This is a genomic window from Breoghania sp., assembly GCF_963674635.1.
Classification (GTDB): domain Bacteria; phylum Pseudomonadota; class Alphaproteobacteria; order Rhizobiales; family Stappiaceae; genus Breoghania.
Window position 1 is genome coordinate 3,783,678 of sequence record NZ_OY771475.1, and the last position, 14,986, is coordinate 3,798,663.

A 14,986-nucleotide genomic window follows, 5' to 3' on the forward strand; every position below is an offset into this window, starting at 1 on the left:
GAAGGCCCGCTAGTCGGTCCTGGTGGCTTCGGCCAGATCGTTCCAGACCTTCTGGTCGGTGAGCTTTCCCTCGCGCACCTCGAAACGGTCAATGAAGCGGATGCCGGAAAAGGGCGTGCCGTCCAGCCATTCGCCGGAAAGTGTGCCGAAGCAATAGACCACCATGCCCGCTTCGCCGAAGGCCTCATCAAAGGCTTCGTAGGTCTTCTTCACGAAGCGGTACCGGGTCTTCGACCAGTCGATCAGTTCCTGCAACGCGCCGAAGGAGGCGCCACCGGGAAAGGTCATTCGGAAACCGTCCGCCAGCAGGGCCTCGGCCCCCGCCAGGTCGCGCGCTTCCATCCTTTGCAGGTAGTCGCGCACGATCTCCGCGCCCCCGGCAACCGGCTTTCCGGGGGCACGGGCACTGCGCCCGCGCATGTAGCTCGACGGTTTGACCTCCTCGATGGCGATGGTGATGCCGTCGAGCGGGGCGGCAATGGTTGCGCGCACCGCGTCCGTCAGGCGGGTTGCCAGCTTCTGGCGGGTGGCGTCGTCATAGCCTTCGATCAGGGTCATTCGGATGATGGGCAAGGGGCGATCTCACTTTTTCACGCAGGGTCAGCGAAATAGAGTTGACATAATGGTATAAACATAATCCATTAGATCGTGAAGAGCGCAGGAACGCGCGGGGGGAATAGTGTCGGACAAGCGGGAAACAGGTCAGACAAGGGGCGGACAGCGTGTGGCTGCCGTAAAGGGGCGTTCGGTCGCCCTTTTGAACCCTGAGTCACGCCTGCCGCTTTATCACCAGATCTTCCTCATCTTACGTAATCGTATCTATGGTGGCGAGATCGCTTCGGGAAATCTCGTGCCCGGAGAGCAGGATCTGGCGGTCGAATTCAATGTCTCGCGGATCACTGCGAAGCGCGCGCTGAACGAGCTGGCGGAGGCCGGGCTGGTGGTGCGCGAACGCGGACGCGGGACGCGGGTCATCCATCGCCCGCCGGCCCCGGCGGTGGCGTCGTCCATCGAGGGCTGGCTGGAAAACGTCACGCTGATGGGCACGGCCACGCAGGCTCGGGTTCTGGAATTCGGTCACGTCCCGGCCAATGAGGATGTGGCGCATGCGCTGGAGATCGCGGCGGGCGCGGACGTTCAGCATGCGGTGCGTGTGCGCTGGCTCGATGGCGAGCCCATGTCCCATCTGACCACCTATGTGCCGGGTGATATCGGCCAGCATTTTGGGCGCGAGGATCTCGACGAACAGCCCCTGCTCAGGCTGCTTGAGGGCGCGGGTATCGAGGTTGCCTCGGCGCGCCAGCAGGTTTCGGCGGTCGTAGCCGATACCGCGGTCGCCAATGCTCTTTCCATTCAGGTCGGCTCGCCGCTTCTTGAGGTGCTTCGCGTGGTGCGGGACGTCTCCGGCAGGCCGGTCGAATATCTCCGGGTGCTTTATCGCCCGGATGTCTACCGCTTCGACATGTCCATGCGCCGGGTGCGCGAAAAAGAAGGCATGCGGTGGGCTGCGCTAACCTCGTCAGGAGTTCCGGCTGCTGACGGATAACAAACCAGAGGGAATACCGGGAGACGGGAGCCGCAAGGTTCTCAGGGCCAGTTGGTTCTAAAATCGGGAGGTCAGCATGACTGACAAGAAGCGTGAGCGTAAGGGCGGCCTCGGCCGTCGTGAATTCCTTGTGACCGGTGCGGCGGCACTCGGTCTCGGCGTGACCGGCTTTCCGGCGGTGCTGCGTGCACAGCCCACTTCCGTCAAGGTCGGTCTGATCCATCCGGTTTCCGGCTTCATCGCGTTCTCCGGCACCCAGTGTCGTGAAGGTGCGCAGATGGCCATCGCCGACATCAATGCCGCTGGCGGCATCAAGTCGCTTGGCGGTGCCAAGCTTGAAGCCATGCTGGGCGACAGCCAGGGCAAGCCCGAGCTTGGCGCATCCGAAGTCACCAAGATGGTGGAAGGCGGCGTCGACGGCATCGTGGCGGGCTACTCCTCGGCCATTTCGCTGGCCACCTCGCAGGAAGCGGCCAAGTCGATGACCCCGCATGTCGTCGATGTGGGCGTCTCCGACAAGATCGTCGATCGCGGCCTGAAGAACACGTTCCGCTTTGGTCCGGGGTATGGCGCGATCGCGCAGTTCGCGGTGAAGAACCTCGCCGCCATCAACAGCATGAGCGATGCGCCGGCGAAGACGGCGATGATCATTCACGAGGAATCCCTCTTCGGCACCGGCACGGCGAACCTTCTGCAGAAGGAACTTCCCGGCGTCGGCATCGAGGTGCTGGATGTCATCAAGCATGCCAATCCGACACGCGACTTCACCAATATCGTTTTGCAGCTCAAGGCCAAGAAGCCGGATCTGATCATTCCGGCCAACTACTACAACGAATATGTGCTGCTCGCGCGCACCATGCGTCAGCAGCGTATCGAGGCCAAGGGCATCTATTCGGTGCTGGGCGGGGCCGCGTCGAACTACAAGTTCGTGAATGAGTTCCCGGAAGCCGCCGAAGGCATCATGGATTGCAATCACTGGTTCAATCCGAAGTCCGAGATTGCGCTTTCGCGCAAGAAGGCGGCCGAGGCCAAGGGGCTGATCTACACCTACGAGGTGTTCCTTGCCTACAACGCCGTGCTGGCCCTTGCCGATGCCTACGAGCAGGCGGGCACCACCGACAAGGAAGCTGTCAACGCGGCTCTGGCGGCCTCCACCGTGGACATGTCCTTCATGCCCTATGGTCCGACAAAGATGATCAACGGGCAGAACGTCAATGCCCAGCCGGTCAATACGCAGGTCCTCGACGGAGAAATCGAGGTGATCTTCCCACAGGAGTTCGCTTCGGCGGCCCCTGTCTTCCCGATGAAATAAAAACACCACGGGAATACGGGTTAGAGAACAATAAGGTCCCATCGATCTGAGCCGGGCGGCGGTGCGCCGCCGTCCGGCACTTTTCAAACCTTGTGAGCGTTATGCCGGACCTCGCGATCATCATACCTTCTGTCCTCAACGGACTGACCACGGGTGCTCTCTATGCGCTTGTGGCCCTCGGGCTCACCCTCATCTACGGGGTGCTGCACATCATCAATTTCGCGCATGGCGCACTGCTGATGCTGGGGCTCTACGCCGTGTTCTATCTGAACACGCGGTTCGGGATCGACCCTTACGTCTGCCTCCTCATCGTTCCCCCCGCCATGTTCGCGCTCGGCTATGCCCTGCAGCGCGGCATCATCGGGCGCGCCGGTCATGGCCGCGACGAGAACATCCTGCTCGTCACGCTTGGCCTGTCCATCGTGATCGAGAACCTGTCGCTGTTCTTCTTCAAGTCGGACACGCGCATCATCGACACGCCCTATTCCTTCGAGGTGGTGGAGATCTTTGGCGCATTCCTGCCGCAGCCGAAGGTGATCGCCTTTGTGGGCGCGTTCATCACCGCCGGGCTCCTGTGGCTTTTGATGTCGCGCACCGATCTCGGCCGCGCGATCCGCGCGCTTGCCAAGGAGCGCAAGGGCGCGACGCTGGTCGGCATCAATGCCGAGCATGTCTTCGCCATGAGCTTCGGTCTCGGCATTGCCTGCCTCGGCGTGGCGGCCTGCCTCTTGATGCCCAGCTATTACGTGAACCCGCAGGTGGGGCAGGGCTTCGTGCTGATCGCCTTCACCGTGGTGGTGCTTGGCGGCATGGGTTCTTTCATCGGCGCGCTGATCGGCGGTCTGTTCATCGGCGTGGTGGAGGCGTTGAGCGGTCTGTTCCTGGGTGAAAGCCTCGGCCAGATCGGCATCTTCGCGATCTTCATCCTCGTCCTCATCTTCAGGCCCTCGGGTCTGCTTGGGCACAAGGTCTGAAAGCGATGCGTACGCTATCCCTCCTTGCCGTCATCTTCGCAGGGCTTGCGGCCATGCCGTTTGTTCTCGTCTCCGATGTCTGGATGAACCTCGCCATTCTGATCCTCTATTCCGCCCTGCTTGGTCAGGCGTGGAACATGCTGGGCGGTTTCGGTGGGCAGTTCTCCTTCGGCCATGCCGCCTTTTTCGGAACCGGCGCCTATACGGTTGCGGTCCTTCAGGTCCAGTTCGGGATCAATCCATGGATCGGGCTGATCGCGGGCGGTCTGGCGGCGGTCGTGGTCGCCGTGATCATCGGCTATTCGACGTTTCGCTATGGTCTGCGCGGATCGTATTTCGCGCTGGTCACGCTCGCCTTCGCCGAGGTGCTGCGCATTCTCTCCAACTCCGTGGAGATCACCGGCGCGGGCGTCGGCATTCTGATCCCGCTTGAGCAGACAGCCTCCAATCTGCAATTCGCCGACAAGGCCAGTTACTACTGGATCCTGTGGGCGATGACGCTGGCGGCATTTCTGGTTGCGTGGTGGATGGGCAATTCGCGTTTCGGCGCGCAGCTCATGGCCGTGCGCGACAACGAGGATGCGGCGCGCGCGCTGGGCGTCGCGGCCTATGGGGTGAAGATGCGCGCGATCATGCTGTCGGGCTTCTTCTCGGGCCTCGCCGGTGTCTTCTACGCGCAGTATTTCCTCTATCTCGATCCCTATATCGCCTATGGCCCGGCCATCTCCATCGAGAGCCTTCTGGTGCCGATCATCGGTGGGATCGGCACACTGTTCGGCCCCCTTCTGGGCGCGGTCGTGCTGCACGGGATTTCGGAACTCTCCCGCGATCTGATCGGCGATGTTCCGGGCATCTCGCTGGTGCTCTACGGCACGCTGCTGGTGATCATGGTGTTGTTCATGCCGCGCGGGCTGGCAGGCCTCTTCTCGCTTGGCCGAGCCAAGGCGAAGCCCGCGCCAAAGGCCGCGTCGGTTGCAGCGGAAGACAAGACCGGGGAGGCCGCCAATGCTTGAGGTTTCCCACATCAGCAAGGCCTTTGGCGGCGTGCGCGCTTCGCGCGATGTTTCGCTGGCGGTGCCGGAAGGCAAGATCACCTCGCTGATCGGGCCCAACGGGGCGGGCAAGACCACGCTCTTTGCCCAGATCACTGGCTTTTTGAGGCCCGATTCCGGGTCCATCAGGTTCCTCGGTCAGGACATTACCGGCATCGCGCCGGAAGAGATCGCTGCGCGCGGCATGATCCGCACCTTTCAGGTGGTTCAGCCCTTCGCCGGGCAGACCGTGCGCGAGAACATCGCGGTCGGCGCGCATTTGCGCATCCGGTCGCGCCGTGAGGCTCTGGCCAAGGCGGATGCGGTGGCGATTGAGGTGGGGCTGGGCGACCGGCTCGACATGGATGCCGCCTCGCTCACGGTTGCGGGCCGCAAACGGCTGGAGGTTGCCCGCGCATTGGCCACCGACCCGAAGCTGATCCTGTTCGATGAGGTTCTGGCCGGGCTCAATCCGTCCGAAATCCGCGATGTCATTCCGGTGATCCTGGCGCTCAAGGAGCGCGGCATCACGATCCTGCTGATCGAACACGTGATGCAGGCCGTGATGAGCCTGTCTGAATACACATGGGTTCTCAATCAGGGCGCTCTCATTGCCGAAGGCGTACCGAAGGACGTTGTCAGCGATCCCCAGGTGATCGAGGCCTATCTCGGCAAGGGCATGGCCGAACGCATTGCACAGAGGGCGAAGAGCAATGGCTGATCCGTTCCTCAAGGTTTCCGGTCTTCGCGGCGGTTATGGCGCGGTGGAAGTGCTGCGCGGCGTCGATTTCGATATCGAGGCCGGCGAGATCGTCGCGCTTCTGGGCTCCAACGGCGTCGGCAAGACGACGTTGTCCTCCATACTGACCGGGCTCAACCCGGCATGGGCGGGGTCTGTCACCTTCAAGGGGCAGGAGATCGGCAAGTTGTCGGCGGGCGAAATCATCGACCGCGGCATCATCCATGTGCCGGAAGGCCGTCACATCTTCCCCAATCTCAGCGTCCGCGAAAACCTGGAACTCGGCTCCTATCGGCGTGCGCGCAAGAACCGTGCGGCCAACATCGCGCATGTCTACGAGGTCTTCCCGCGCCTGGCGGAACGCCAGAGCCAGAAGGCGGGCACCCTTTCCGGCGGCGAACAACAGATGCTCGCCATCGGGCGCGGCATGATGGCGGAGCCGGAACTGCTCATTCTGGATGAACCCAGCATCGGCCTCTCGCCGCTGTTGGTTGAGGAAATGTTCGACCTCATCACCAAGCTCAACGCGGAGGGACTGACGATCCTGCTCGTGGAGCAGAACGTGTTGCAATCCATGGAGATCGCCTCGCGCGCCTTCGTGATGGAAAACGGCGCGATCACGCTTTCCGGCAAACCGGCGGAGCTGATGGACGATCCGGAATTGCAGCGTTCCTATCTGGGGCTGGTGTGATGGCAACGACGCTCGCACAGAAAATCATCGCGCGCGCGGCGGGTCGGGAAACGGTCACACCGGGCGAGGTTGTCACCGTCGCCGTGGATCTCGCCATGATCCACGATTCCGGCGGGCCGCGCCGGGTCGAACCGATCTTGAAGGATCTCGGCGTCGGCCTTTGGGACGCCTCCAAAGTGGTGCTGATCTCCGATCATTTCGTGCCCGGCGATACGGACGAAGGCGCGCGCATTCTGGACCTCACCCGTGCCTGGGCGGTTGAGCGCAAGGTCGCTTTCTACGACGGGATCGGCATCTGCCATGTGGTGTTGCCGGAAAGCGGGCGGCTGAAGCCCGGCCAGCTCGTTGTGGGCGGCGACAGCCATTCCCCCACCGGCGGGGCCTTCGGGGCCTATATGTTCGGCATCGGGGCAACCGAAATGGCGGGCGTTCTGGCGACCGGCGAGATCTGGCTGAAGGTTCCCGAGACAATCCTGATCGAATGGACAAACCGGCTTTCGCCCGGCGTTCTCGCCAAGGACATCATGCTGGCGCTGTGCGGCAAACTCGGCATGGATGGCGGCAAGTATCAGGCGGTTCAATATACCGGTGAGGCGATTGCCGCGCTTTCCATGCAGGAGCGCATGACGCTTTCCAACATGGCGGCGGAACTTGGCGGTCAGGCCGGGCTCATCGAGCCGGACGAGACGACGGCCGCCTTCCTGGCCTCCGTTGGCGGCGATGCGGGCGACTGGCAGGGCCTGAAGACGGACGCGGACGCGCCGCTCATGGCCCATCACGTCTTCGATGCGGCAACGCTCGCGCCTCAGGTGGCGGCCCCCCATTCGCCCGCCAATGCCGCCCCGGTTACCGAGATCGAGGAGACCGAAATCAGTGTCGCCTATATCGGGGCCTGCACGGGCGCGAAATACGAGGATCTGAAGGGCGCGGCCCGGATCCTGAAGGGGCGCAAACTGGCTTCGGGCGTGGAGCTGATGGTCGCCCCGTCCTCGCGGCGCGATCAGGACCGGGCGGCGGAAGAAGGCATCATGGCCGTCTTCGAGGAGGCGGGCGCCCGCATCCTGCCCAATGCCTGCGGGATCTGTGCCGGCTATGGCACCGCAAGGCTCGGCGAGGACGTCACCGCCATTTCCTCAACGGCCCGCAATTTCAAGGGACGCATGGGAGCCAATTCCTCACAGGTCTGGCTCGGTTCGCCACTTACCGTGGCGGCTTCCGCCATCACGGGCCGGATCAGCGATCCGCGGCCCTTCCTTGAAGGAGGCTCCCGCTCATGAGTGGACGCATCTTTCTTCTCGGCAACGACATCGACACCGACCAACTGGCCCCCGGTGCCTACATGAAGGGCGGCATCGAGGCGATTGCGGCCCACTGCCTTGAGGCGACGCGGCCCGATTTCGCCTCAACGGTGAAACCCGGTGACATGGTCGTGGCGGGCACGAACTTCGGCATGGGCTCCTCGCGCGAACAGGCAGCCGAGGCCCTGAAACGGCTGGGTGTGGCGGGGGTCGTGGCGCGCTCCTTTGCGGGCATCTTCTATCGCAACGCGATCAATCTCGGCCTGCCGGTTCTGGTCGGCGATGATCTCGATGGGGTGGAGGACGGCGCAGAGGCGGACCTCGATGTCGAGGCGGGCGAGCTGCGGCTCGGATCGCGGGTCGTCAAGCTCCAGCCGCTGCCGGAAAACCTGAAGATCATGCTCGCCGATGGCGGGCTGGTGCCGCACCTGAAGAAGAGGTTTGCGGCTCGCTGATTTCGAATACGCGGACTCGGGGCGCTCCGTCTTCAGGCGGAAACCCGAAACAAAACATGCCCCGGCTCCGCGCCCGGGCCGGTCACGTCGTGACCCGGCTCTAATATTGGAAAGATGACCGGCTGCCCATCAAGACCGGTTCACAAGGAGGCAGGCTCATGAGCCTCAAACGACGGCTAAGCGAGGACGGCATCCTTCTCGCACCAGGTGTATTTGACGCCCTTTCCGGCCTGATCGCCGAGCAGTCGGGGGCAGAAGCGGTTTATCTCTCCGGGGCCTCGATCGCCTATACCCGGCTCGGTCGCTCGGATATCGGCCTGGTCTCCATGAGTGAGGTTGCCGACACGATCGCATTGCTGCGTGACCGGATTTCGCTTCCCATCGTGGTGGATGCGGATAACGGCTTCGGCAATGCGCTGAACGTCCAGCGCACGGTGCGCACGTTCGAGCGCATGGGCGCGAATGCCCTGCAGCTTGAAGACCAGACCATGCCCAAACGCTGCGGCCATCTGGCGGGCAAGAGCGTGGTGCCGAGCGCTGAAATGGTCGGCAAGATCCGCGCCGCCTGCGATGCGCGCGCGAGCGAGGAAACGCTCATCATCGGGCGCACCGACGCCATTGCGGTGGAAGGGTTCGAGGCGGCGATGGAGCGCGCGGAGGCTTACACGGAAGCGGGCGCCGACCTTCTGTTCATCGAAGCGCCGCAGTCCATGGAGCAGATCGGGGAAATCCTGAAGCGCTTCAAGGGGCGTGTGCCGCTCATGGCCAACATGGTGGAAGGCGGCAAGACGCCCATTGTCAATGCGGGCGATCTGGAGCGGCTCGGGTTCTCTCTCGTGATCTTCCCCGGCGGCATCGTGCGCGCCATCGCGAAGACCGCGCAGAGCTATTACGCCAACCTGATCGCAAACGGTTCAAACGAGCGGTTCCGCGAAAACATGTTCGACTTTGCCGGTCTGAACGACGTCATCGGCACGCCCGATCTGCTCGCGAGCGGCAAGAAGTACGATGGAGAGGGTGAGTGATGAGTATTGATCCCGTAACCCTGGCGATCCTGAAGGGGCGTCTTGAGCAGATCGCCGACGAGATGGACGCGACGCTGTTCCGCTCCGCCTTCAACCCGATCATCGCCGAGGCCCATGACGCCTCGCATGGCATCTATGATGCGCGGACCGGCGAGACGCTGGTGCAGGGCAAGTCCGGCCTGCCGATCTTTGTCGGTGTGATGGCCTTTGCCGTGAAGGCGGTCATCGACAAGGCCGCCAAGCAGGGCGGCGTCAAGGAAGGCGATGTCTGGATCTTCAACGATCCTTATGAGGGCGGCACGCACCTGTCCGATTTCCGGCTGGTCAAGCCGGTTTTCCGCGATGGCAAGGTCTTCTGCTTCCTCGCCTCGGTCGGCCACTGGCATGATGTGGGCGGCAACGTTCCGGGCAACTACAACCCGGCTGCCACTGAGTGCTTTCAGGAAGGCATGCTGATCCCGCCGGTGAAGCTCTATGATGGCGGCGAATTCCGTCAGGACGTGGTCGATATCCTGTCGGCCAATTCCCGGCTGCCGCTGTCGCTTTATGGCGATCTGAACGGCCAGATTAATGCGCTGGAACTCGGCGAAAAGCGCATGGCCGATCTGCTCGACGAATACACCGACGCCACGGTTGCCGAATGCCTGGTGGAACTGAAGGCGCGCGCGGCGCAGATGATGCGGGCGCAGATCGCCAGCCTGCCCGCGGGCACGGTCTCGGCGGAAGACTTCCTCGACAATGACGGCAATTCCGACGCGCCGCTGAAGATCGCCCTCGATCTCACCATCGACGGCGAGACCATGGTGATGGATTTCACCCGCTCGTCTCCCGCCTGCATGGGGCCGGTCAACATTTCCCGCTCCACCGCGATCGCGGCCTGCTACGTGGCGCTGAAGCATATTTTCGGAGATGTCCCCGCCAATGCGGGCGTTCTGGAGCCCGTGGAATTTCGCATCGATCCGGACTCGCTTCTCTCCGTCACCGCGCCCAAACCCGTGGGCGGCTACACCGAGACCATCATGCGCCTCATCGACGTGGTCTTCGAAGCGGTGGCCCAGCTTGCGCCCAAGGACGCGATGGCGCCCGCCTATGGCACCATCAACGCGCTGTCTCTGGCCGGCCATCGCGAGGACGGGCGGCGCTGGGTGATGTTCTCCTTCTTCGGTGGCGGCCACGGCGCGCATGCGGGCGGCGATGGCCTCAACCACGGCAATGCGCCGATTTCCACCGCGACGATCCCGCCGCTGGAAATTCTGGAGGCCGCCTATCCGGTGCGCTTCACGCAATGGGCGCTTCGTCCCGATTCCGGAGGTCCGGGCGAAATGCGCGGCGGACTGGGCGCGACCTACGAGATCGAGCTTCTGGAAAAGCACGCCGATGTCTTCCTCTTCGGCGAACGGGGCAAGTTCGCGCCTCCGGGCATCCTCGGCGGCGGGCCGGGCGCGAAGAACGTCTTCCACTATCAGCAGGATGACGGTGAGCATGTGCCGCCGATGGTCTCCAAGATCGTCGGCATCGGCCTCGACCGCGGTCAGCGCGTTCGCCTCGACAGTCCGGGCGGCGGCGGCTACGGCGACGCGCACAGCCGCGATCCGGAAAAGGTCGTGCGCGACGTTGCCCAGGGCTTCGTGTCGAAGGAGCACGCCCTGTCCGATTATGCCGTGGTCCTCAACGATGACGGCTCGGTCGATCTGGCGGCCACCCAAACTCTACGTACTCAGGAGGCTGCGGAATGAGCGGTCCGGCTTATGTGATCGGCGTCGATGTCGGCGGTACCTTCACCGATGTGTTCATTCTCGACGAGACCACCGGCAAGGTGGTGACGACCAAGGTTCCCTCCACCCGCGGAGATCAGTCCAAGGGCTTCGTGGAAGGCATCGCGGGCAAGGTCGATGACTTCTCCACCATCTCAACGGTCGTTCACGGAACGACGGTCGGCACCAATGCGCTTCTGGAGCGAAAAGGCGCCCGCACCGGCATCATCACCACGGAAGGCTTCCGCGATGTGCTGGAAATGCGGCGCCGGGACCGTCCCACCACGTGGGGGCTGAAGGGCAGCTTCACCCCCGTCGTTGATCGCCCGGACCGGGTGGAAGTGGGCGAGCGCGTTCTGGCCGATGGCTCGATTCTTCAGGTCGTGGACGAGGCGGACGTGAAGAGGCAGGCTGTGGCGCTGGCGGAAAGCGGCTGCGAGGCCGTGTGCGTCTTCTTCATCAACGGCTATGCCAATAACGACAATGAGCGGCGCGCGGTGGAAGCCGTGCGCTCGGTCTGGCCGAATTCCTATGTGACAGCTGCGACCGAAATCCTGCCGGAAATCCGAGAATTCGAGCGCCTTTCCACCGCGACGCTCAATGCCTATCTCCAGCCCGCCGTCTCCTCCTATCTGGACCGGCTTCAGAAGGGGCTGGCGGCCAAGGGCTTTGAAGGCGACATCCTGATCGTTCAATCCAATGGCGGCGTGATGTCGGTGGACACGGCCAAGCAGTATCCGGTGCGCACCGCGCTTTCCGGCCCGGCTGCGGGCGTCATCGCGGCCACCGCCATTTCCAAGGCGGCCGGTTTTGAAAACATCATCACCTGCGACATGGGCGGCACCTCCTTCGACGTGTCGCTGATCGCGGGAGGGGAGGCGGCGCTGGCGGCCCAGACCTCGATCGATTTCGGCATGGTGGTTCGCACCCCGATGATCGAGATCACGACCATCGGCGCAGGCGGCGGCTCCATTGCCTCCGTCGACAAGTCGGGTCTTCTTCAGGTCGGCCCGGAATCTGCCGGGTCGGATCCCGGCCCCGTCTGCTACGGGCTTGGCAATGACCGTCCCACGGTGACGGACGCCAACGTGGTTCTGGGGCGCATCAACCCGGATCGCCCCATTGGCGGCAAGCTCTCGCGGCTCGATATCGATGCCTCGCGCAAGGCCATCGAGACCCATATCGCCAGGCCGCTCGATCTCGGCATCGAGGAAGCAGCCGAAGCAATCCTGAAACTCGCCAACGCCAAGATGGCGGGCGCGATCCGTCTCGTCTCCATCGAGAAGGGGCATGACCCGGCGAAGTTCTCCGCCATGCCATTCGGCGGCGGCGGCTCGCTTCACACGGGTGCACTGATCAAGGAAGTGGGATTGGCGTCTGCGCTCGTCCCGCGGTTTCCCGGTGTGACCTCGGCGCTTGGCTGCGTCGTTGCCGACATGCGCCACGACAAGGTGCAGACGGTCAACCGTACGCTCGACGATATCGATGCCGCAGCCCTTGGTCGCGAGATGAAGGCGGTGGCGGACGAAACGGAAACGCTCCTGCGCAGCGCGGGCGTCGCCTTTTCCACCATCGACCGTCTCTTCGAGTTCGACATGCTCTATGTCGGCCAGACGCATACGGTTTCCGTCAGCCTGGACATGCCGGCGGGCGTTCTCGATACGGATGCGATCCGCGCCGCCTTCGAGACGGCCTACCGGGAGGCCTACGGGCGTCTGCTCGACGGCATTCCAATGCGCGTCATGAACTATCGCGTTGCGGTGGTGGGACGGCGTCCCGAACTCGACATGGGCGTCTTTGCCCCCGTCGACGGCAAGCCCGCCAAGGAGTGCCGGATCGGCTCGCGCCGGGTCTATGTGGACGGTGCGTTCCACGAGGCGAGCGTCTATGAACGACTTCAGCTCGCAGTGGGGGCGACGATCGAAGGCCCCGCGCTTCTGGAACAGGCCGATACGACGATCTTCGTCGATCCGGGCCTGACGGCCAGCGTCGATGCCTTCGGCAATCTGGTGATCAAGCCGGACGCATGAGATAGCAAAAAAAGGGGCGGCGATTTCCCGAGGAGGTCGCCGTCTTTCTCGATACAATGACAAGGCTTCCGCAAGAGCCTGCACTTCGAAAGGCGCTCCCATGTCTCTTCACCAGATCGATCCCGCCCGTACGGCGCTGATCATCGTCGATCTGCAAAACGACTTCGTCCATCCCGATGGCGCCTATGCGCGTGGCGGAGCGAAATCGGAGGCCATCGCCGCGCTGCCCGCAAGAGTGAAACCGGTGGCCGATGCGCTGCGCGCCAAGGGCGGGTGGGTCGTCTCCACCCAGTTCACGCTGGTGCCGGGCAAGGGCGGCGAGCCTTTCATCTCCCCCCATCTGAAGGAGCTGCGCCCCTTCCTCGCAAAGGGCGATTTCTGCCCCGGCGCCTGGGGGCATCAGCTTCTGGATGAATTGCAGCCCGCCGATCTCTCGGTGGAGAAGGTCGCCTATTCGGCCTTCTTCATGTCGCGGCTGGAATGGGTCTTGAAGAAGGCGGGCATCGACACGCTGTTCTTCTGCGGCATCGTCACCAATGGCGGCGTCGCTTCCACCTTGCGCGATGCGCATGTGCGCGATTTCTCCACCGCGATCCTCACCGATGGCTGTGCCGCCTTCAGGCAGGCGACGCACGAGACATCGATTGCGGATCTCTCCACCATCGCCAAGCCGATGACCTGTGCCGAGGCGACGGCGCTTTTCGAGAGCCTGTGACATGAGTGCCCGGGTTCTGCGCGAGGCGCCAAAGCATCTCGATGTCGAAACCGAGGTGTTGGTGATCGGTGGGGGCGCTTGCGGTCTCGTCGCCGCCTTGCGCGCCGCCGCTGCCGGGGCGGAGGTGATCGTGGTGGAACGCGATGCCTCGCCTTCGGGCTCCACCTCCATGTCGTCGGGGTTCGTGCCTGCGCCGGCCACGCGCTACCAGCGCGCCGTCGGCGTCGAGGACGACAGCCCGGAGTGCTTCGAGGCGGATCTGATGGCCAAGTCGAAGGGGCTTTCCGATCCGGCGCTTGTGCGCCTTGCGGCCACGACCATCGGTCCTGCGCTGGAGTGGCTGGGGGAGAAACACCGTGTGGAATGGCTGGTGCTGGATGATTTCCTCTATCCGGGCCACACCCGCTTCCGCATGCATACGGTGCCGGAAAAGACCGGCACGGCGCTGCTTGCCCGTCTGCTGGCCGCCGTTGAGGCGGCCGACATTCCGATTGTGACGGAAGCGCGCGCGCAAACGCTGTATGTCGCGGAAGATAACCGGATCACGGCGGTGGAGATCGTGCGGCCGGACGGCGCGCGCGAGATCATCGGCGCAGGCGCTGTGGTCCTTTCCTGCAACGGTTTCGGCGGCAATCGCGATCTGGTTCGCAAGCACATTCCCGACGTCGCCGACGGGCTCTATTACGGCCATGAGGGCAACGAGGGCGATGCGATCTTCTGGGGCGAGGCGCTGGGCTGCGAATTCAAGCACCTTTCCGGCTATCAGGGCCACGGCTCGCTCGCCCATCCTCACGGCATCCTGATTTCCTGGGCGCTGATGATGGAGGGCGGCTTTCAGGTGAACACGGAAGGCAAGCGCTTTTCCAACGAGAATGGCGGCTATTCCGAACAGGCGGTCAATGTGCTCGCCCAGCCCGGAGGCGTGGCGTGGAACGTCTATGACGACCGGTTGCATCTCTTCGCCCAGGGTTTCCCCGACTACATGGATGCGGTTTCCGTCGGCGCGATCCGCGAAGGAGAGACCATCGAGGATCTCGCCAAGGCGACCGGGCTTCCCGCAGACGCCCTTGCCCACACCTTCGAGGAGGTGGAGAAAATCCGTCGCGGCGAGATGATTGATCCCTTCGGACGAAGCTTTGCCGGCAAACCTGTGATGGTTGGCCCGTATTATGCGGTCAGGGTGACGGGCGCGCTGTTTCACACACAGGGCGGGCTGGTGATCGACGATCGGGCCCGGGTGATGGGTGGGGAGGGCAAGCCTTTGCCGAACCTTCTGGCAGGCGGCGGGGCGGCCTGCGGCGTGTCGGGGCCGGATGTCTCGGGCTATCTCTCCGGCAACGGGCTTCTCACCGCCATTGCCTTCGGCTATCTGGCGGGCGAGACCGCGGCCGGGATCGCCAGGGGGTGAGCCCTCCT

Annotated in this window: 14 protein-coding genes; 13 read left to right on the plus strand and 1 reads right to left on the minus strand. The window is 63.6% G+C overall.

Annotation, left to right across the window (positions count from 1 at the left end; translation table 11 throughout):
- Positions 1-9: 9 nt before the first annotated feature.
- A complete protein-coding gene (locus ABGM93_RS16470) occupies positions 10-573 on the minus strand; it encodes a tautomerase family protein (RefSeq protein ID WP_321501304.1) in 564 nt (187 codons plus the stop codon).
- A gap of 151 nt (positions 574-724) precedes the next feature.
- Between ABGM93_RS16470 and ABGM93_RS16475 the strand changes: the two genes are divergently transcribed.
- From ABGM93_RS16475 to ABGM93_RS16535, 13 genes are all read left to right on the plus strand, one after another.
- Positions 725-1,546 (plus strand): GntR family transcriptional regulator, encoded by an 822-nt coding sequence (locus ABGM93_RS16475; protein WP_321501306.1) that lies wholly within the window; start codon positions 725-727, stop codon positions 1,544-1,546.
- A gap of 76 nt (positions 1,547-1,622) precedes the next feature.
- Positions 1,623-2,858: an ABC transporter substrate-binding protein gene (locus tag ABGM93_RS16480; RefSeq protein WP_321501308.1), complete on the plus strand. Its 1,236-nt coding sequence runs from the start codon at positions 1,623-1,625 to the stop codon at positions 2,856-2,858.
- Between the two features lie 101 nt (positions 2,859-2,959).
- Positions 2,960-3,832, plus strand: a complete 873-nt coding sequence (locus tag ABGM93_RS16485) for a branched-chain amino acid ABC transporter permease (protein ID WP_319774975.1) — start codon at positions 2,960-2,962, stop codon at positions 3,830-3,832.
- Between the two features lie 5 nt (positions 3,833-3,837).
- Positions 3,838-4,845: a branched-chain amino acid ABC transporter permease gene (locus tag ABGM93_RS16490; RefSeq protein ID WP_321501311.1), complete on the plus strand. Its 1,008-nt coding sequence runs from the start codon at positions 3,838-3,840 to the stop codon at positions 4,843-4,845.
- Positions 4,838-5,584 (plus strand): ABC transporter ATP-binding protein, encoded by a 747-nt coding sequence (locus ABGM93_RS16495; protein ID WP_321501313.1) that lies wholly within the window; start codon positions 4,838-4,840, stop codon positions 5,582-5,584. The genes ABGM93_RS16490 and ABGM93_RS16495 overlap by 8 nt, the downstream gene beginning before the upstream one ends.
- Entirely contained in the window at positions 5,577-6,293 is a 717-nt protein-coding gene (locus ABGM93_RS16500) for an ABC transporter ATP-binding protein (protein ID WP_321501315.1), read from the plus strand. Before ABGM93_RS16495 ends, ABGM93_RS16500 begins: the two co-directional genes overlap by 8 nt.
- Complete coding sequence (locus ABGM93_RS16505) at positions 6,293-7,570, plus strand: 3-isopropylmalate dehydratase large subunit (protein WP_321501317.1); 1,278 nt, start codon at positions 6,293-6,295, stop codon at positions 7,568-7,570. Before ABGM93_RS16500 ends, ABGM93_RS16505 begins: the two co-directional genes overlap by 1 nt.
- Positions 7,567-8,046, plus strand: coding sequence for a 3-isopropylmalate dehydratase (locus ABGM93_RS16510; RefSeq protein ID WP_321501319.1), 480 nt, complete (start codon positions 7,567-7,569; stop codon positions 8,044-8,046). Before ABGM93_RS16505 ends, ABGM93_RS16510 begins: the two co-directional genes overlap by 4 nt.
- A 158-nt stretch (positions 8,047-8,204) precedes the next feature.
- Positions 8,205-9,071, plus strand: coding sequence for an isocitrate lyase/PEP mutase family protein (locus tag ABGM93_RS16515; RefSeq protein ID WP_321501321.1), 867 nt, complete (start codon positions 8,205-8,207; stop codon positions 9,069-9,071).
- Entirely contained in the window at positions 9,068-10,807 is a 1,740-nt protein-coding gene (locus ABGM93_RS16520) for a hydantoinase B/oxoprolinase family protein (protein WP_321501323.1), read from the plus strand. The genes ABGM93_RS16515 and ABGM93_RS16520 overlap by 4 nt, the downstream gene beginning before the upstream one ends.
- The gene (locus ABGM93_RS16525) at positions 10,804-12,855 is read left to right on the plus strand and encodes a hydantoinase/oxoprolinase family protein (RefSeq protein WP_321501325.1); all 2,052 of its coding nucleotides are present in this window, start codon (positions 10,804-10,806) and stop codon (positions 12,853-12,855) included. The genes ABGM93_RS16520 and ABGM93_RS16525 overlap by 4 nt, the downstream gene beginning before the upstream one ends.
- A 100-nt stretch (positions 12,856-12,955) precedes the next feature.
- Positions 12,956-13,570 carry a cysteine hydrolase gene (locus tag ABGM93_RS16530; RefSeq protein ID WP_321501327.1) on the plus strand — a complete coding sequence of 205 codons (615 nt, stop codon included), beginning with the start codon at positions 12,956-12,958 and terminating at the stop codon, positions 13,568-13,570.
- 1 nt (position 13,571) lies between these two features.
- Positions 13,572-14,978 carry an FAD-dependent oxidoreductase gene (locus ABGM93_RS16535; RefSeq protein ID WP_321501329.1) on the plus strand — a complete coding sequence of 469 codons (1,407 nt, stop codon included), beginning with the start codon at positions 13,572-13,574 and terminating at the stop codon, positions 14,976-14,978.
- Positions 14,979-14,986: the final 8 nt, after the last annotated feature.

Bases quoted from the DNA above. Each gene is read 5' to 3' on its own strand.
- ABGM93_RS16480 (WP_321501308.1), top strand. From the start codon at position 1,623: ATGACTGACAAGAAGCGTGAGCGTAAGGGCGGCCTCGGCCGTCGTGAA.
- ABGM93_RS16485 (WP_319774975.1), top strand. From the start codon at position 2,960: ATGCCGGACCTCGCGATCATCATACCTTCTGTCCTCAACGGACTGACC.
- ABGM93_RS16490 (WP_321501311.1), top strand. From the start codon at position 3,838: ATGCGTACGCTATCCCTCCTTGCCGTCATCTTCGCAGGGCTTGCGGCC.
- ABGM93_RS16495 (WP_321501313.1), top strand. From the start codon at position 4,838: ATGCTTGAGGTTTCCCACATCAGCAAGGCCTTTGGCGGCGTGCGCGCT.
- ABGM93_RS16500 (WP_321501315.1), top strand. From the start codon at position 5,577: ATGGCTGATCCGTTCCTCAAGGTTTCCGGTCTTCGCGGCGGTTATGGC.
- ABGM93_RS16505 (WP_321501317.1), top strand. From the start codon at position 6,293: ATGGCAACGACGCTCGCACAGAAAATCATCGCGCGCGCGGCGGGTCGG.
- ABGM93_RS16510 (WP_321501319.1), top strand. From the start codon at position 7,567: ATGAGTGGACGCATCTTTCTTCTCGGCAACGACATCGACACCGACCAA.
- ABGM93_RS16515 (WP_321501321.1), top strand. From the start codon at position 8,205: ATGAGCCTCAAACGACGGCTAAGCGAGGACGGCATCCTTCTCGCACCA.
- ABGM93_RS16525 (WP_321501325.1), top strand. From the start codon at position 10,804: ATGAGCGGTCCGGCTTATGTGATCGGCGTCGATGTCGGCGGTACCTTC.
- ABGM93_RS16530 (WP_321501327.1), top strand. From the start codon at position 12,956: ATGTCTCTTCACCAGATCGATCCCGCCCGTACGGCGCTGATCATCGTC.
- ABGM93_RS16535 (WP_321501329.1), top strand. From the start codon at position 13,572: ATGAGTGCCCGGGTTCTGCGCGAGGCGCCAAAGCATCTCGATGTCGAA.